Annotated in this window: 18 protein-coding genes and 1 other RNA gene; 5 read left to right on the forward strand and 14 right to left on the reverse strand. The window is 64.2% G+C overall.

Features of this window, described 5'->3' with window-relative positions:
- Nucleotides 1-114: 114 nt before the first annotated feature.
- Together dnaK and grpE are read right to left on the reverse strand one after the other, a co-directional pair.
- Nucleotides 115-2,040, reverse strand: coding sequence for a molecular chaperone DnaK (gene dnaK / locus KZ491_RS04020; protein WP_222564530.1), 1,926 nt, complete (start codon nucleotides 2,038-2,040; stop codon nucleotides 115-117).
- Nucleotides 2,041-2,139: 99 nt separating this feature from the next.
- Nucleotides 2,140-2,670, reverse strand: a complete 531-nt coding sequence (grpE, locus tag KZ491_RS04025) for a nucleotide exchange factor GrpE (protein WP_222564531.1) — start codon at nucleotides 2,668-2,670, stop codon at nucleotides 2,140-2,142.
- Nucleotides 2,671-2,790: 120 nt separating this feature from the next.
- On the opposite strand from grpE, the gene recN reads away from it, so the two are divergent.
- Nucleotides 2,791-4,473: a DNA repair protein RecN gene (recN, locus tag KZ491_RS04030; protein ID WP_222564532.1), complete on the forward strand. Its 1,683-nt coding sequence runs from the start codon at nucleotides 2,791-2,793 to the stop codon at nucleotides 4,471-4,473.
- Nucleotides 4,474-4,545: 72 nt separating this feature from the next.
- Here the strand turns inward: recN and fur are convergent, their stop codons facing one another.
- A complete protein-coding gene (fur, locus tag KZ491_RS04035; RefSeq protein WP_043959654.1) occupies nucleotides 4,546-4,953 on the reverse strand; it encodes a ferric iron uptake transcriptional regulator in 408 nt (135 codons plus the stop codon).
- Between the two features lie 147 nt (nucleotides 4,954-5,100).
- On the opposite strand from fur, the gene KZ491_RS04040 reads away from it, so the two are divergent.
- Complete coding sequence (locus KZ491_RS04040) at nucleotides 5,101-5,490, forward strand: outer membrane protein assembly factor BamE (protein WP_222564742.1); 390 nt, start codon at nucleotides 5,101-5,103, stop codon at nucleotides 5,488-5,490.
- A gap of 9 nt (nucleotides 5,491-5,499) precedes the next feature.
- On the opposite strand, the gene KZ491_RS04045 is transcribed toward KZ491_RS04040, so the two are convergent.
- Nucleotides 5,500-5,778: an RnfH family protein gene (locus KZ491_RS04045; RefSeq protein ID WP_222564533.1), complete on the reverse strand. Its 279-nt coding sequence runs from the start codon at nucleotides 5,776-5,778 to the stop codon at nucleotides 5,500-5,502.
- The gene (locus tag KZ491_RS04050; RefSeq protein WP_222564534.1) at nucleotides 5,775-6,206 is read right to left on the reverse strand and encodes a type II toxin-antitoxin system RatA family toxin; all 432 of its coding nucleotides are present in this window, start codon (nucleotides 6,204-6,206) and stop codon (nucleotides 5,775-5,777) included. Before KZ491_RS04050 ends, KZ491_RS04045 begins: the two co-directional genes overlap by 4 nt.
- 59 nt (nucleotides 6,207-6,265) lie before the next feature.
- On the opposite strand from KZ491_RS04050, the gene smpB reads away from it, so the two are divergent.
- Nucleotides 6,266-6,775: an SsrA-binding protein SmpB gene (smpB, locus tag KZ491_RS04055; RefSeq protein ID WP_222564535.1), complete on the forward strand. Its 510-nt coding sequence runs from the start codon at nucleotides 6,266-6,268 to the stop codon at nucleotides 6,773-6,775.
- Nucleotides 6,776-6,847: 72 nt separating this feature from the next.
- Here smpB and KZ491_RS04060 read toward each other — a convergent pair whose 3' ends face one another.
- Nucleotides 6,848-9,043 (reverse strand): CHASE domain-containing protein, encoded by a 2,196-nt coding sequence (locus KZ491_RS04060; protein WP_222564536.1) that lies wholly within the window; start codon nucleotides 9,041-9,043, stop codon nucleotides 6,848-6,850.
- 134 nt (nucleotides 9,044-9,177) lie between these two features.
- Here KZ491_RS04060 and ssrA point away from each other — a divergent pair.
- Nucleotides 9,178-9,531: a transfer-messenger RNA gene (gene ssrA, locus KZ491_RS04065) on the forward strand.
- Nucleotides 9,532-9,653: 122 nt separating this feature from the next.
- On the opposite strand, the gene KZ491_RS04070 is transcribed toward ssrA, so the two are convergent.
- Nucleotides 9,654-10,469: an alpha/beta fold hydrolase gene (locus KZ491_RS04070; RefSeq protein WP_222564537.1), complete on the reverse strand. Its 816-nt coding sequence runs from the start codon at nucleotides 10,467-10,469 to the stop codon at nucleotides 9,654-9,656.
- A 308-nt stretch (nucleotides 10,470-10,777) separates the two neighbouring features.
- Here KZ491_RS04070 and KZ491_RS04075 point away from each other — a divergent pair, with 308 nt between their 5' ends.
- Nucleotides 10,778-11,263, forward strand: a complete 486-nt coding sequence (locus KZ491_RS04075; protein ID WP_222564538.1) for an MgtC/SapB family protein — start codon at nucleotides 10,778-10,780, stop codon at nucleotides 11,261-11,263.
- Between the two features lie 31 nt (nucleotides 11,264-11,294).
- Here the strand turns inward: KZ491_RS04075 and gdhA are convergent, their stop codons facing one another.
- From gdhA to KZ491_RS04110, 7 genes are all read right to left on the reverse strand, one after another.
- Nucleotides 11,295-12,644: an NADP-specific glutamate dehydrogenase gene (gene gdhA / locus KZ491_RS04080; protein ID WP_222564539.1), complete on the reverse strand. Its 1,350-nt coding sequence runs from the start codon at nucleotides 12,642-12,644 to the stop codon at nucleotides 11,295-11,297.
- 126 nt (nucleotides 12,645-12,770) lie between these two features.
- On the reverse strand, nucleotides 12,771-13,475 hold the full coding sequence (locus KZ491_RS04085; RefSeq protein WP_222564540.1) for a YiaD family glycine zipper/OmpA-like lipoprotein: 705 nt from the start codon (nucleotides 13,473-13,475) through the stop codon (nucleotides 12,771-12,773).
- Between the two features lie 126 nt (nucleotides 13,476-13,601).
- Nucleotides 13,602-15,026, reverse strand: a complete 1,425-nt coding sequence (locus tag KZ491_RS04090; RefSeq protein WP_222564541.1) for a replicative DNA helicase — start codon at nucleotides 15,024-15,026, stop codon at nucleotides 13,602-13,604.
- A 276-nt stretch (nucleotides 15,027-15,302) separates the two neighbouring features.
- Entirely contained in the window at nucleotides 15,303-15,755 is a 453-nt protein-coding gene (gene rplI / locus KZ491_RS04095; protein WP_222564542.1) for a 50S ribosomal protein L9, read from the reverse strand.
- 97 nt (nucleotides 15,756-15,852) lie between these two features.
- A complete protein-coding gene (rpsR, locus tag KZ491_RS04100; protein WP_222564543.1) occupies nucleotides 15,853-16,083 on the reverse strand; it encodes a 30S ribosomal protein S18 in 231 nt (76 codons plus the stop codon).
- Nucleotides 16,084-16,110: 27 nt separating this feature from the next.
- Nucleotides 16,111-16,575 carry a 30S ribosomal protein S6 gene (gene rpsF, locus KZ491_RS04105; RefSeq protein ID WP_222564544.1) on the reverse strand — a complete coding sequence of 155 codons (465 nt, stop codon included), beginning with the start codon at nucleotides 16,573-16,575 and terminating at the stop codon, nucleotides 16,111-16,113.
- 145 nt (nucleotides 16,576-16,720) lie between these two features.
- Nucleotides 16,721-17,059 (reverse strand): HesB/IscA family protein, encoded by a 339-nt coding sequence (locus KZ491_RS04110; protein WP_222564545.1) that lies wholly within the window; start codon nucleotides 17,057-17,059, stop codon nucleotides 16,721-16,723.
- Between the last annotated feature and the right edge of the window lie 112 nt (nucleotides 17,060-17,171).

Genomic DNA, 17,171 nt, shown 5'->3' on the forward strand with positions numbered 1-17,171 from the left:
AGTCTGGTTCAAAAGTTTGTCGGAACGAGCCGCTGAAACAACGAGGGTCCGGGACCACTGATCGATCCCGAACCCTCGCGCCTTACCCCGCGATCATCCGCGGGCGCGGATCGGTTACTGCTTCTTGTCGTCGTCCTTCACTTCGGTGAACTCGGCGTCGACCACATCGTCGGCCGCCGTGTCGGCACTGGCATCGCCACCGGCGGCGTCGGCGCCAGCCTGCTGCGACTGGACCGCGGCAAACAGGGCCTGGGCAGCCTCCTCCAGTGCCTTGCTCTTCGCCTCGATCTGGGCCTTGTCGTCACCCTTCATCGCGGTCTCGACTTCCGCAATCGCCGCTTCAGTGGCGCCGATCAACTCGCCCGGCAGCTTGTCGCCGTTTTCCTTGATCGCGGTACGCGCGGAGTGGACCAGACCGTCGGCCTGGTTGCGCGCCTGCACCAGCTCGTGGAACTTCTGGTCTTCCTCGCGGTTGGCCTCGGCGTCCTCGACCATCTTCTGGATCTCTTCCTCGGACAGACCCGAACCGGCCTTGATCTCGACCTTCTGCTCCTTGCCGGTCTTCTTGTCCTTTGCGGTCACGTGGACGATACCGTTGGCGTCGATGTCAAACGACACCTCCACCTGCGGCAGGCCGCGCGGCGCGGGCTCGATGCCCGACAGGTCAAAGCGGGCCAGCGACTTGTTATAGCGGGCCTGCTCGCGCTCACCCTGCAGCACGTGCACGGTCACGGCGGACTGGTTGTCCTCGGCGGTCGAGAAGGTCTGCGAGGCCTTGGTCGGCACGGTGGTGTTCTTCTCGATGATCTTGGTGAACACGCCGCCCAGCGTCTCGATACCCAGGCTCAGCGGGGTGACGTCCAGCAACAGCACGTCCTTCACGTCGCCGGCCAGCACGCCGCCCTGGATCGCGGCACCCACGGCCACGGCCTCATCGGGGTTGACGTCCTTGCGCGGCTCCTTGCCGAAGAACTCGGTAACCGCCTGCTGTACCTTGGGCATGCGGGTCTGGCCACCGACCAGGATCACCTCGTCGATCTCGCTGGCGCGCACGCCGGCGTCATTGAGCGCGGTACGGCACGGCTCGATCGACTTCTTGACCAGGTCCTCCACCAGCGACTCCAGCTTGGCGCGGGTCAGCTTGATATTGAGGTGCTTGGGACCCGATGCGTCGGCGGTCACGTACGGCAGGTTGACCTCGGTCTGCTGTGCGGTGGACAGCTCGATCTTGGCCCGCTCGGCCGAATCCTTCAGGCGCTGAAGGGCCAGCGGGTCCTTGCGCAGGTCGATGCCCTGGTCCTTGTTGAACTCCTCGACCAGGTAGGCGATGACGCGGTTGTCGAAGTCCTCACCACCCAGGAAGGTGTCGCCGTTGGTGGCCAGCACCTCGACCTGCATCTCGCCGTCAACCGACGCGATCTCGATGATCGAGACGTCGAAGGTACCGCCGCCCAGGTCATACACGGCCACCTTGCGATCGCCGCCCTTCTTGTCCATGCCATAGGCCAACGCGGCCGCGGTGGGCTCGTTGATGATGCGCTTGACGTCCAGGCCGGCGATCTTGCCGGCGTCCTTGGTCGCCTGACGCTGGCTGTCGTTGAAGTACGCCGGCACGGTGATGACCGCCTCGGTGACTTTCTCGCCCAGATAATCCTCGGCGGTCTTCTTCATCTTCGACAGGATCTCGGCGGAGATCTGCTGCGGCGCCATCTTCTTGTTGTCGCCGGTCTCGACCCACGCATCGCCGTTCTCATGGGCGACGACGCTGTAGGAGACGTGGTCCAGGTCCTTTTGCACTTCGGCGTCGGTGAACTTGCGGCCGATCAGGCGCTTCACCGCGAAGAAGGTGTTCTTGGGATTGGTGACGGCCTGACGCTTGGCCGAGGCGCCAACGAGGATCTCGCCGTCCTTGGTGTAGGCGACGATGGACGGCGTCGTGCGATCACCCTCCGCGTTCTCGATGACTTTCGACTTTCCGCCTTCCATGACCGCCACGCAGGAGTTGGTGGTGCCCAGGTCAATACCGATTATCTTGCCCATGCTGTTTATTCCTTTGAAATTAGATTTGATGCCGATAGACGGGGGCGGTCACAGTTCCTACCGCTCATGTCACTTATCTGGGGGTCGGGGGTCGCCCGTTCAAGCGTCGCCGCTGACAACAACCAGGGCCGGCCGCAACAAACGTTCATTCAAGAGCCAGCCTTTCTGATAGACCTGCACCACGTGGCCCGGCGGGTGCTCGGCGCTGGCCACGGTGCTCATCGCCTCGTGGTGCTCAGGGTTGAACGGCTGGCCGGCGGGGTTGACCTCGACCAAGCCGTTGTCGCCGGTGACCTTGAGCAACTGCCGCAGGGTCAGCTCGACGCCCTGGCGCAGAGCAACGGCGTCGTCGCCGGACGCCTGCAATCCCGCTTCCAGGCTGTCGATTACCGGCAGCAGCGCGGACAACAGGCGCTCGTTGGCAAACTTGCGCGCCATCTCCACATCGCGAGTCAAACGCTTGCGCTGGTTTTCAAGGTCGGCCCGCTCGCGCAGCATGCTCTCGCGCAGGTTGCTCAACTCTTCATTCGCCGCGGCGAGCTGGGCGGCCAACTGGCCGTCCGGATGGGGTGTGTCATTTTCGACTGGGGCCGACTGTGCTGCCGGATCCTGATTGGGTTCGGTGGTCATATCTGCTCTGGTCCTGACGTTGCGGGGACGCGTTGTCCTTGACTGCCACAGCAATGGGGTCGCCGCCGACCAATTCAAGACAATTCCGCACGGCGGCCGTCCCGATTAGACTCGCGCCACATGCTTACCCATCTCTCACTCAAGCATTTCGCCGTCGTCAGCCAGGCCGAACTGGTCTTCGGGCCCGGCCTCACGGTCATCTCCGGTGAAACCGGTGCCGGCAAGTCGTTGCTGGTCGATGCGCTCGGCCTGCTCTCGGGCATGCGTGCAGACAGCGGCGTCGTGCGTCACGGAGCCGAGCGCGCCGAGCTCGCCGGTGAATTCAGGCTGGACGATGTACCTGCCGCCACCGCGTGGCTGAAAGAGCACGAGCTCGACGAAGACGACGTGCAGTCGCGGCCGTGTTGTCTGGTACGGCGGGTGATCCGCGCCGACGGCGGCTCGCGCGCGTGGATCAACGGCCGCCCGGTCACCATGGCCCAGCTGGCCGAACTGACCCGTCATCTGGTCGAGATCCACGGCCAGCACGAGCATCAGGCCTTGATGGCACGCGGCAGCCAGCTCGCCCTGCTCGACGCCTACGCCGCCACAGCGCCCGAGCGCCGGCTGGTCTCCGAGGCCGCTGCCCAGTGGGGCGCCCTGCTGCGTGAGCGCGACGAACTGGTCGCCCAGGGCGACGTCAGCGACCGCATCGAATGGCTGGAGCACCAGTACCTGGAGCTTGAGCGGGAAACCCTGGACGCTGATTCCATCGCCCAGTTGCTGCTGGACCACCGCCGCCAGGCTCACGCCAGCGATTTGATCGCCGCCAGCGACAGCGCTTTCGAGCAGCTCGGCGGCAGCGATGACACATCGGTCTCGCGCGCACTGCAGCAGATACGTCATGAACTGCAGCGCGTGGCCACCCACGAACCCCGCCTGACCGAAGTTGACGACATGCTCGCCGCCGCCGCGATCCAGATCGACGAGGCAGGCAGCCTGCTGGACCGGATTCGCGACGATCTGGACATCGACCCCTCGCTGTTGGAGTCCATCGAGCAGCGCCTGGCACGCCTGCATGACCTGGCCCGCAAGCATCGCGTGGCTCCGGAAGAACTCGCCGCCCACCGCGACGCACTTGAGCAGGAACTGGATGCGCTGCGCGGTGCCGACCGGCGGCTGGAAAAGCTCGACATCGAAATCGACAATGCCCGACAGGCTTGGCGCAAGGCGGCAGACAAGCTGGGCGCCAAACGCCGCAAGGCGGCCACCAAACTCGCCCAGGCCACCACCGCGCTGATCGGCGAGCTGGGCATGGGCGGTGGGCACTTCGACATCGACATCGAACCGCTCCCTGCGGATAAACCCGATCCGAATGGCGGCGAGCGCATCGAGTTCATGGTCGCCGCCAATCCGGGCCAGCCGCCTCGCCCCTTGCGCAAGGTGGCATCGGGTGGCGAGCTGTCGCGCATCTCACTGGCGATCGAGGTCGCCGCGCTCGGACTGGATGCGGTTCCAACGATGGTGTTCGACGAGGTCGATTCGGGAATTGGCGGCGCGGTTGCCGATATCGTCGGCCGCAAATTGCGTGCCTTGGGTGCCAATCGCCAGGTCCTGTGCGTGACCCACTTGCCACAGGTCGCGGCCCAGGGTCACAGCCACTATCGGGTCAGCAAGGCGGCCGCCGACGGCGTCACCCAGAGCCAGGTGCAACAGCTGGATGCCGACCAGCGGCAGGAGGAACTGGCCCGGATGCTGGGTGGCGTGGAGCTGACGCACGAGGCGCGTGCGGCGGCCCGCCGACTGCTCAGCGACGTGGAGTGAGGCAAAAGCCAAAGCGGGCAACCTGATACGTAGGGCGCACTGAGACGCGCTCAAGCACGCTGCGGTTGAGGGCTACCGGGGCGCCTTCTTGCGCACGTACAGGACCAGCGTGTGGTCCTCGATCTCGTAGCCGTACTGCGCGGCGATGACGTGCTGGAGACGCTCGATCTCCTCGTTCTCAAACTCGATCACCTTGCCCGTGTCCACATCGACCATATGGTCATGGTGGCCGCCGCGGTCGAGCTCATACACCGACTGGCCGGCCTCGAAGTTGTGCTTGAGCACCAGCCCGACCGCCTCAAACTGGGTCAGGACGCGGTACACGGTCGCCAGGCCGATGTCCTCGCCCTGGTCGAGCAACTGCCGGTAGATGTCTTCGGCGGTGACGTGACGCGGTTTGCTCTGCTCGAGGAACTGCAGGATCCGCATCCGCGGATGGGTCACCTTGAGACCCGCATTACGAAGATTCTGGGATTCCATCAAGGGCTCCTTGCGGGATCCGTGGCGGGCGACAAGCGCCCTGCAACACTGGATGAACGTGGACAGGGTGCAGCCGCGGCGCGGCGGCGGCAGTGTATCATCGCCCCCGATATCCACCTGCTGCAGACACCGATGACCAAGCACCCATTGCGCACGATCCTGCTCGCCCTTGCCGTTGCGGCGACCACCGCCGGATGCGGCATCGTCTACCGCCAGCCCATCTACCAGGGCAACCTGTTGAACGAGAACGCGGTTGAACAGTTGCAGGTGGGCATGCCCAAGCAACAGGTGACAGGCCTGTTGGGCACGCCGTCAATCCAGGACCCCTACCACCCCGAACGCTGGGACTACACCGCGAGCCAGCGTACCGACCGCCTCGCGCACACCCACATCAAGAACCTAACCCTGTGGTTCGATGCGAACGACGAGCTGGTGAAGTGGGACGGCGACTACTTCCCCAAGCAGGACGCCGAGCTGGCGAAGAAGTCGGCCAAGCAGTTCGGCCGCAATCTGGCCAAGGAAAAGAAAAAGCGCTGAGCCGCCCGCTCAGTCCGGCTTTCTGGCCGCCTTCGCGCGGCGGCGTCGCGCCTGCTTTGGATCGATCAGCAACGGCCTGAGCAGCTCGACCCTGTCGCCGTCGCGCAGCACATCGTGCAGGCCACCCACCACACCGAATATCGCCACCGCGACAGCGCGATCGGCAATGTCATCGGCAGGCACCATTCCCGACGCGCGGACGGCATCACCGACCAGCGCACCGTCCGGAAGCTGCACCTCGACGAGCTCGAAGCGATCCGGCCACGCCCGAACCACTTCCACCCTCACGACGGGTCGCGATCGGCAGCGCGGATGAAGTCATCAACCATCCGGTCGGCCAACTTCTGGAAGCCGATCGCCATCGCCGGTCCCAGCAGGCGGATTGCCGGCTCGAAGTTCAGGGTCAGGCTGATCCGGCTGGCGGACTCTTCCAGCGCGGTGAACTCCCACCGCCCCGACAGCTTGCGGAACGGGCCATCCACCAGCGCCAGGTCGATATGCTCCGGCGCGGTAAACGTGTTGCGGGTGGTGAACCACGTCTTCAGGGCGCCGAGGCCAAGATCCAGGCGCGCAACCACGTGGTTGTCGCCGGACTCCAGTACCTGGGCCTGGTGGCACCAGTCAAAGCGTCGCGGGTACGCCGCCACGTCGTTGACCAGCTCGAACATGCGTGCAGCCGAATGGGCAACAAGGGCGGTGCGGTGAATCGTGGTCATGGGAGCAACAGCCATCATCCGGTATCACGGCGCGCTCCGGATCGGACACAATAGGCGCAATGACGAAGAACAAAACCAACAAGAGCGACAAGGATAAGGGAAAGTCGGGCGGAGGCACCATTGCGCTGAACAAGCGCGCCCGCTTCGACTACCACCTTGAAGAGCGTTTCGAAGCCGGCCTAGCCCTGCAGGGCTGGGAAGTGAAATCGATCCGTGCCGGCCGCGCCAACATTGGCGAGAGCTACGCCGTGGTCCGCGACGGGGAGATGTTCCTGTTCGGTGCGCAGATGACGCCGGTGCTTTCCACCTCCAGCCATGTCGTCGCCGACCCGATGCGCACGCGCAAGCTGCTGCTGCACCGGCGCGAGATCGACAAGCTGATCGGCCAGATCGAGCGAGACGGTTACACCGTCATCCCGACCTCGATGTACTGGAAGGCCGGCAAGGTCAAGCTGGAGCTTGCGCTGGCGAAGGGCAAGCAGAGCCACGACAAGCGCCAGACCAGTAAGGACCGCGACTGGGCGCGGGAAAAGCAGCGTACGCTGCGCCAGCACAACAAGAACGCCTGACTCCAGCGGAACGCGCAAGCGCGCTGCGTCACCGACGATCGCCGGCGCCGGTCTTCACCCTTCAACGCGTGGTCAACCCAATTCATCCGGCGCATCTGCCAGGGTGAAGCGGAAGGTGGCACCTGCGTCCTCGCTCCCTTCGGCACGTATCTCGCCACCGTGGCGCTGCACGACGCGCTTGGCCGACGCCAGGCCGATGCCGTGACCGTCGAACTGGGACTGCGCGTGCAGGCGCTGGAACGGCCGGAACAGTTTGCCGACGTAGTCCTGCGGGAAGCCGGCGCCGTTGTCGCGAACGAAGAACTCGCCATTCTCCTGGCCGAACTCGATACGCGCCGCATCACGGTTGCGGGTGAACTTCCACGCATTGCCCAACAGGTTGACCAGCAGGTTGCGCAGCAGCGCCGTATCACCGTGCGCCTCCAGACCAGGCTGGATCGCCACCTCAACCTGGTCCGCACGGTCCGGATCCCCCGCGCGCAGGTCGTCGATGATCTCGGTCGCCATTCGCGTCAGGTCCACTTTCTCGGTCTTGAGCTCACCGCGGCTGATCCGGGACATCTTCAGGAGCGCGTCGATGAGGTCGCCCATGCGTCCGGCCGCCTTGCGCACACGCCCCAGATAATCGCGCCCGGTTTCGTCGAGCGAGTCGCCATAGCGCTCAACCAGAATACGGCTGAAGCCATCGATTGCCCGTAGTGGTGCCCGCAGGTCGTGCGAGACACTGTAGGCGAACGCTTCGAGTTCCTCGTTGCTCTGGCTGAGCTCACGCGTGCGCAGCGCGACCCGCGCCTCCAGGGTGCGGTTGAGTGCGCGAACTCGCGCCTCGGCCCGCAGCCGATCGGTCACGTCCTCGACCTGGACCAGGCCGCTGACCGCCATGCCCTCCCCGCCCGGAATAGGCGCGTACGTCAGTTGCACGTGGCGAGGCTCACCGCCCAGCCGGTGGAGGCGGCGCGTCTCCCGACGGACGCCGTCACCGTCGCCCAGATGTGCAGGTTCGGTGGCCTGGCGGCGACTCAGGTCGTCCTCGAACAACTCGTCGAACCGGCGCCCTTCCAATTCGTCAGGCTCAACCCCAACGATGGCGCCAAATGCCGGGTTGGCCTGGACGATCACCCCTTTCGGATCCATCAGTGCCTTGCCGATGGCTGAGTACTCCATGGCGGTACGGAAGCGCTCCTCGCTGAAGCGATACTCCTCCGTCAGGCGCAGTGCTATGCGCTGCGCGCGCGACTCGGTGCGTGCCAGCATCCAGGCGATGGCGTACATCAACAGCGACGCCAGCAGCCCGAGCGACAGGATGCTCTGCAGGCTGCCCAGTCGCGGCGCAGCTTGCGCCAAAGGCGCCGACTGGAAGTTCATACGCCAGCGACGACCGTAGTTGTCGAACTCGACCGCATGCGAGAACGCCGCCGGCTTGGCGGACTCCGGCTCGCGGGTGAAGATGCGCTGCGGCGTCGGGTCGGTGACATCGTCGATGGTGAAGCTCAAGTCACGTCCGGGAATGACCTCGCTCACGAAGTCGTCCACCCAGAACGGCACATACACCCAGCCCAGAATCGCTTCGCGGCGCGTGTCCGCGGTGGCCGGTGCCTCGGGGCCGCGATACACCGGTCGGAACAGGAGCAAACCAGTGTCCGTCGTGTGTCGTCCCTCTCCCTGTACCAATGGCACAGGGCCCGACAGCGACGGGTCGCCGGTGTTCATGGCGCGCTCCATCGCCCGGCGACGCACCGCTTCGGAGAACATGTCATAGCCGATGACAGCCCGGTTTTCCGGTGTTTTGGGCTCCAGATAAAGCACGACGGCCAGACGATCGTGGCCAAGGTTGGGCCGCACCTGGAGGTCTCCCCACCCGGCCTGTTGCCACTCGTCCTGCAACTCATCCAGACGCGACTGACGCAGGTAACCGGTGAACCCCAGACCGGCCACGCTTGGAAACCTGCGGCCCAGTTCCATGCCTTCCACGTAGCCGAACCACTGGTCGGGAGTCGGCCGGGCGACCGAAGCAAACAGGGAGATACCGCCTCCGGCAACCAGCTCGAAATTCACCATTCTCTGCTGCAACAGATCGGCCGCATCCTGGGTCTGTGAGATGAAGGCTTCTTCGCTGGAGCGCAACTCCCGGTCGTAGGCCATCTTCCACAGGATGACCACCAACGCGAGCGAAGCGACCAGCACCCCCAATGCCCACAATTGCCCGCGCAGCGGGCGCAAACGACGGCGGATTGCTTCGGCTGGATTCTCACGGGTGGATTTCGGCATCCGCAAAGCATACAAGCGCAACGCAGTCACCGGGACCTCTGGGATACTGAACGCCACGCACCGCACGCCTTGCAAACGCTTGTGTAGCGGCCCGGCGCCCCTATACTGGGTGAGTCAGCAATCTTGTAGTCCCCGGGGGTGCATTGGCTTCGACGGGGGTCGCGAAATCGCTTGGCGCATGCCGAGGGGGTAGCTTTCCTCGTTAATCCAGCTGCAAAACTCTAGTTGCCAACGACGACAACTACGCACTGGCCGCTTAAGGCCTAAGCCCCGAAATCGCTTGTGTCCGTGCTCGCGACGTAGGGTCAATATCACGGAATCGCCGGGAGTGGCCGCCTGCCAGCACCCGGTTAACCTAAAGCAGGCTGGTTCCCGGATGCGCTTCGCGCACCGTGCTGTTCGGGAATGAGATCCAACGGTGAGCTAAGCATGTAGTGCCGGGGATGGAGTGCCTTCGGACGGGGGTTCGAATCCCCCCACCTCCACCAATTAACGCAGTAGATTCAACGACTTGGGCCACCTCAACGGGTGGCCTTTTTCGTTGTGCGAATCCTGATGTGGATATCGAAAAAACGAACTCTCGTGGAGGTCCTCGCCAAGTCGGACGTCGCTATTCGCTCCTCAGGAACGCGACCACCGCATCGCTCCACGCCTCGGGTTGCTGATCGACGATGTCGTGGCTGCCGCCCTGGATCTCGACGTAGGCAAAGTCGGGACGCAGGGTGCGGGCGCGCAGTGCGAGCTCGTAGATGTCGTCGCCCGTGTTGGTGAGGATCAGAGTGCGGTGGGTCACGCGCTTGAGTGCAGCCGTATGGTCGTAGCGAAACGCGGCGTGGTGACCCCACCAGTACGGGCCGAGCGTCTGGTACTTCTCAGCGATACTGCGGGTGATGATCGCAGGGTCCGGGTCGGGGCCCCACATGCGCACGCGGGTCTCGAAGCTCTTGAGCATGTGTGAGCCGTCGACAACCGCCACGCCAGCGGCGTGCCTTTGATCGCCGGCGGCAATATATTCGGCGCGTTCAGCTTTGTTGACGGGGAATGGGCCGTTCAGGATCAGGCGACCCACGCGCTCAGGGTGCTGCAACGAGACTTCGGTGGCGATGAGGGCGCCGGTGTGGTGGCCGAGAACGTCGGCCTGCTGGATGCCGAGATGATCGAGCACGGCGACGACGGCGGGAGCCCAGTCTTCGACCTTCGGTATTGTCGGTGTCGGGTCGGAGAAGCCAAAGCCGGGAGTGTCGATCGCGATGAAGCGGATGCCTCTGGCAACCAGTGGCTTGAACGCGGACTCGAACTGTCGGGTGGACTGGGGAGACTGATGCAGCAGCACCAGTGGCCGCTCGCCGGGGCGCGGCCGCACGAGTCCACCAGAATCCTGGAAGTGCACCAGACCCTGCCGATATCGGGCGTAGCCGCGTCCCATGATCCCGTCGTAAACGCAACTGACGGAACAAGCGTCTTTAGCGGCGGCAGGCCGCTGGGTAGCGACCGCAACTGCGGTGGCACGTCCGGCGAGCTCAGGAAGGGTGCGGTGATCTGTCATACGGAAGGGACTCTTTGGCACGCGTGACCCTTCAATGTACCCATGGTTACGCGTGTGCGGAACGGAAGGAACTGCACCAAGCCCTCGGGGCTTTTTTTTTGGCTGCGCCACGAGTGTGTGCCCGCGGGTTTCACGCGGCGTGGTCTGCGACCCTTGATAGAAAGTACGGCAGACAACAGGAGAGATGCATGGATTGGTTGGATCAGTTGCACGTGATCATGGGAACCGCTATCGCCATGGTGCTGGGAGGCATGGTGGGGTTCGAGCGCGAGTTGAAGAACCGGCCGGCCGGATTCCGCACCCACATGCTGGTGGCAGGCGCGGCGGCCCTGCTGGTGGGGATTGGCCTGATGACGCTGCACAACCCGGCGGTCGTGTCCGTGCTGCAACCCGAGCAGCTGCGCATGGATCCGTTGCGACTGGTGGAATCGGTGATTGCGGGTGTCGCGTTCATTGGCGCGGGTACGATCTTCGCCAGTCGTTCATCGAAGGCGATCGTTGGCATCACCACCGCGGCGTCCCTGCTCATGGTGGCGGTGATCGGCATCGCCACAGGTCTGCAGTACTACGTATTGGCGATTTCGGCCACGATGCTGACCTTGGTCGTGCTGACGGTCCTGAAATGGATGGAGCGCCGCTTCCGCACGAACAGGCCCGAGGCCGAGGCGCAGTAAGACCCTCGCTCACCCAGCCTCGGCACCCGCCTCAGATCACGCCCTGCGCCAGCATCGAATCGGCGACGCGTACAAAACCGGCGACGTTGGCGCCATCCAGGTAGCTCAGGGTGTTTCCCTTGTGCATGCCGTGTTCAACACAGGCGGCGTGAATGCCCTTCATGATCTGGTGCAGGCGCAGGTCCACCTCCTCGGCGGTCCAGCACAGGCGAGCGGCGTTCTGGCTCATTTCCAGCCCCGAGGTGGCGACACCGCCGGCATTGCTCGCCTTGCCGGGCGCATACAGTACTCCGGCTTCTTCAAACGCCCTTGCAGCATCCAGCGAGGACGGCATGTTCGCGCCTTCCGCTACACAGATAACGCCGTTGCGGATCAGCAGCTCGGCGTCGTCGATGTCAATCTCGTTCTGGGTCGCACATGGCAGGGCGACATCCACCGGCACGCCCCACGGGCGGATGTCGGGCACGAAGCGCGCACCTACGCGTTCGGCGTACTCGCTGACGCGGCCATACTGCTCGTTCTTTATGTCCATCAGCTCGGCAAGCTTGTCGGGGGTGAAGCCCTCATCGTCGATCACGGTCCCGCCGGAGTCGGACACGGTGACCACTCTGGCGCCCAGCTCCATCGCCTTTTCGATGGCGTACTGGGCGACGTTACCCGAACCCGACACTGATACACGCATGCCGTCCAGAGAGGCGCCCTTGCGCGCCAGCATCTCCTCGACGAAATACACGGTGCCGTAGCCGGTCGCCTGCGGGCGGATCAGCGAGCCGCCATGGGACAGCCCCTTGCCCGTGAACACACAGTCGGCGCGGTTGCCGAGCTTCTTCATCATGCCGACCATGTAGCCGATTTCGCGGCTGCCCACGCCGATGTCGCCGGCCGGGATGTCGGTATTGGCGCCGATGTGCCGGTACAGCTCGGTGATGAATGCCTGACAGAACCGCATGATCTCGAACGGACTCTTGCCCTTTGGGTTGAAGTCCGATCCACCCTTGGCGCCGCCCATCGGCAACGTGGTCAAGGCATTCTTGAAGGTCTGCTCGAAGGCGAGGAATTTCAGTACCGAGAGGTTGACCGAGGGGTGGAAGCGCAAACCACCCTTGTAGGGTCCCAACGCCATGCTGTGCTGGACACGATAGCCGCGGTTGATCTGCACCCTGCCGTGGTCGTCCACCCAGGGGACACGGAAGATGATCGTCCGCTCCGGCTCCACCATCCGTTCCAGCAGGCCGTAGCGCGCGTATTTGGGGTTGTTCTCGATGAACGGCCAGATGCTTTCGACCACTTCGGTTACGGCTTGCAGGAACTCCGTCTCAGCCGGGTTGCGGTCGGTGACATATGCAAGAAAATCGCCTGCGGACTCGAACGTGTTGGCCATCGGCATTCCGTGAAAGGGGTCGATTCATGCTGCACCGCACCAAGCCCGGCTGTCAATCTTTGTCCGTACAAACAACAAAAAACGGGCCCCGAGGGGCCCGTTGTCGTACTCCGGTGCTACGCGCGGTTACGAGCGCAGCGGCACCAGGGTCAATTCAACCCGGCGGTTCATCGCGCGGCCGGCCTCTGTGTCGTTGCTCGCGATAGGACGGGTCTTGCCCGCACCGGTGATGATGAAGCGGTCGCGCACCACGCCACGCGACATCAGGTAATTGCCCACCGACTCAGCACGACGCATCGACAGGCCCTGGTTGTAGGAATCCGAACCGACGCTGTCGGTGTGGCCCGCTACCTCGATGATGGTCTGGTTATACTCGCTCAGCGTGCGCGCGAGATTGTCCAGCACCGGATAGAACTGCGGCTGCAGGTCCGACTTGTCGAAACCAAACGTGATGTTGTCGGGCATGTTCAGGGTGATGTTGTCGCCCTGACGGACGATATCCACGCCGGTACCGGCCATCTGGTCACGCAGGGCGCGCTCCTGACGGTCCTGGTAGTTGCCGATCGCGCCACCGGCCAGGCCGCCCACGCCGGCACCCACCAGCGCGCGCTGGCGACGCTCGGTGGCATCGCTGCCGCTCAGCAGACCGGCAACGACGCCTGCGACGGCTCCGATGGCTGCGCCCTGCTTGGTCTTCGCGTTCGGATCCTGAGGCTGCTGCTGGCCGTAAGGACCCTGGCCGCCGTAGTAACCACCGCCGGTGGTGGCGCAGCCGGCGAGCATCGCGCCCATGACGGCAGCGGCAAGAATGTATTTCGTCGGATTCTTCATGAGCAATGTCCTTTCGTTGTCGGAATAACGTGGATAACGGGGTAACGCTACCCAGTCGCCAGTATGAACGGGGTGATGACCGCTGTCCCGTTCAGGTTACGGCAGGACTTGTCCCACTGGCCGGCATTACTCGAAGCTGCCGGCCGTGTCGTGCGAGAGATTGTCGAAGCGCGTGTACTCACCGAAGAACTTCAGCTTGATTGAGCCTGTCGGACCGTTTCGCTGCTTGCCGATGATGATCTCGGCCAAGCCCTTGTCGGGTGAGTTTTCCTTGTTGTAGTAGTCGTCGCGATAAATAAACATGATCACGTCCGCGTCCTGCTCGATGGCGCCCGACTCGCGCAGGTCGGCCATGACCGGACGCTTGTCGGTCCGCGTCTCCAACGAGCGGTTGAGCTGTGACAGCGCGATAACCGGGACGTTGAGTTCCTTGGCCAGATGCTTCAACGAGCGGGAGATCTCGGAAATCTCGGTGGCGCGGTTCTCGGTGTTGCCCGGCACCGCCATCAGTTGCAGGTAGTCGACCACCACCAGTCCCAGGTCATGCTCGCGCTTCAAACGGCGCGCCTTGGCGCGCAGCGAGTCCGGCGACAGTCCCGGGGTGTCATCGATGAAGATCTTGGATTCCTTGAGCATCCGGATCGCGCTGGTCACCCGGCTCCAGTCCTCATCCTCCAGTTGGCCGCTGCGCAGGCGCTGTGCATTGACCCGGCCGTTGGAGGAAATCAGGCGCAGCGCCAGCTGGCTGGCCGACATCTCCATCGAGAATACTGCGACCGCCTTCTTGCTCTTGATCGCGGCATATTCCGCGATGTTGAGCGCCAGCGTGGTTTTACCCATTGCCGGACGGGCCGCCAGGATCAACAGGTCCGTCGGCTGCAAACCGGCGGTCATCTCGTCCAGCTCGGTGTAGCCGGTGGACAGGCCGGTGACGGAACCGCCCGCGGCGTAGCGCGTCTGCAGGACGTCGAAGGCTTCCGACAGCGCCGTGTTGATCGCGGTGAAGTCGGTACGCCCGCGCGCACCGGCCTCGGCGATCGCGAAAACCTGCTGCTCGGCGGCCGACAGGATCTCGCTGCTCTCACGCCCTTCGGGCTGGAAGCCGTCATTGACGATGGTGGTGCCGACCTCGATCAGCTTGCGCAGCACGGCCTTGTCGCGAACGATCTCGGCGTAGGCCTTGATGTTGGCCGCCGATGGCGTCGTGCTCGCCAGTTCGATCAGGTACGCGCCGCCGGCGACCTGCTCGCCCTCGCCCATGGACTCGAACCACTCGCCCAGGGTCACTGCGTCAAACGGCTTGCTCTTCTCGGCCAGCTCGCGGATCGCGCGGAAGATAAGCTGATGGTCGCGGCGGTAGAAGTCATGCTCGCCAATGCTGTCGCCGACGATGTCGTAGGCCTCCGGGGCAAGCATCAGCCCGCCCAGCACCGCCTGCTCCGCCTCGATCGACTGGGGCGGCACGCGCAGCTGGTCGAGCCGCTGGTCGGCGCGGCTCTCGAAGCGGAAATCACCGCGGGGTTCACCGCGGAAGCCGGGGCGTGCACTCATCGAGGGAAAATTCCTGACAGGGGCCGCGCGTCGGAATCGTCGCGGGCCGAGCGCCCATCCTAGGGCCGGATGGGCACGGGGGTTGCAGACAAGTCTGTGGATAACCGGTGGACAGGGCGGGACAACCACCCACGAGACTGTCCTCGCCGTGTCGCAGCGACTGCGACCACAGCCCGGAAGTCCGAATCAATATCGCGGAAACACGAAAGGCACCTTGCGGCGCCCTTCGCTTGGATCAGCTGCAGGACCGGGCTCGATGCCCGGCCAAGGCCTTGATCAGGCCAGCTCGCCTTCGACGATCACCGAAACGGTGCTCTCGACATCGGCGTGCAGGTGCACGACCACCTCGTAGGTACCGGTGTGGCGGATGGCACCCTCGCCCATGATCACCTCGGACTTCTCGACCGCATAGCCGGCCTTGGTCAGCGCCTCGGCGATATCGCGGGTGCTGACCGAACCGTACAGCTTGCCTTCGGTGGAAGCGTTGGCGCGGATCGTGATCTCGGCGCCCTCCAGCTTGGCCTGGCGGCTCTCGGCCTCGGCGCGCTGCTCCTTGGCCTTGGCTTCGTACTCGGCGCGGCGCGCTTCGAAGTCGGCCAGGTTGGCGGCGGTGGCCGGCGTGGCCTTGCCCTGCGGCACCAGGTAGTTGCGGCCGTACCCGGGCTTGACGTCGACCTTGTCGCCGAGCTGGCCCAGATTCTGCACGTTTTGAAGGAGGATCAGTTGCATTGTGTTGCTCCGTATTCGTTAGCGGGGCGAAAGGCCCCGCAACTTTGGCTGTCCGAACGGGCGCGTGCCCTGGCCTCCGGGGAAGGAGGCGCCGGGATCAGGCGTTGTGGTTGTCGGTGTACGGGATCAGCGCGAGGTAACGAGCGCGCTTGATCGCCGTGGCCAGCTGACGCTGGTAGCGCGCCTTGGTGCCGGTGACGCGGCTGGGAACGATCTTGCCGGTCTCGCTGATGTTCTGGCGCAGGGTGTTGAGATCCTTGTAATCGATCTCCTTCACGCCTTCAGCGGTGAACTTGCAGAATTTGCGGCGACGGAAAAATTTGGACATGGGAACGCTGCTCCTAGTGAGGCGTGATCAGGCGGATTCGGCAGCGTCGTCGGACTTGTCCGAGTCGGCGTCGTCTGTGTTGGCGTCGGACTTGTCGTCGCCGTCGGTGTCGTCATCGTCACGACGACGACGCTCGCCCCGGTCGGAACGCTCCGGCTTGTCGCTCTTCTCGTCCTTGAACTTCATGATCAGGGACTGCTCGGTGTCGGCCTCGTCGCGCTTGATCACCAGATGGCGCAGGATCGCATCGTTGAAGCGGAAGCTGTCGACCAGCTCGTTCAGGACGGTCTGGCTGCACTCGATGTTCATGAGCACGTAGTGGGCCTTGACCAGATTGACGATCGGGTACGCAAGCTGACGGCGACCCCAGTCTTCGAGGCGGTGAACCTTGCCTTCGCCTGCTTCGATCACGCCCTTGTAGCGCTCGATCATGGCAGGCACCTGCTCGCTCTGGTCGGGATGGACCAGGAACACGATTTCGTAATGACGCATGTGTGGTGTCCTTGTGGATGTCGGTCTTGCGACCGGTCAGCCCCCCGGAACCGATATGGCACGGTGGGGCAAGGTTCCAACGGCAACGCCGAGGGAAGCCGCGAATTATCGCAGCTTTATGGCATCGCAACCAGCGGGGTGGCGATCAGGCCAGGTCGGCGGCCGTGGTGAAGCTCTCGCCGCAACCGCATTCGGCGCTGGCATTGGGGTTGCGGAACATGAACTGGTCGCCGAGGCGGTGCTTGACGACGTCGATCTGGGTGCCCTGGACCTGAGGCAGGCTCAGCATGTCGACGTAGATCTTGACGCCGCCGTCCTCATACACGCTGTCGCCGGCGCGCTCGTCGGTTGCCAGCTCCGCGAAGTGCTGCCAGCCCGAGCAGCCGGTCTTGACTGCGCCGAAGCGCAGGCCGATGGCGTCGGGAGTGTCGGCGAGGAAGCGCTGGACGCGTGCCAGCGCGGCGGGTGTCAGGGTGATGCTCATGAAATCTCCTGCTGCGATGGGTCCATCATACCGGGGCAAGTCAGTCGGCCTGCGCCAGCCGTCCTGGATCAACGTTGGCGCATTCACTCCGGTAAACTCCAACGCTTTCAAT

Source organism: Novilysobacter antarcticus (assembly GCF_019802285.1).
Taxonomy (GTDB): Bacteria; Pseudomonadota; Gammaproteobacteria; order Xanthomonadales; family Xanthomonadaceae; genus Novilysobacter; species Novilysobacter antarcticus.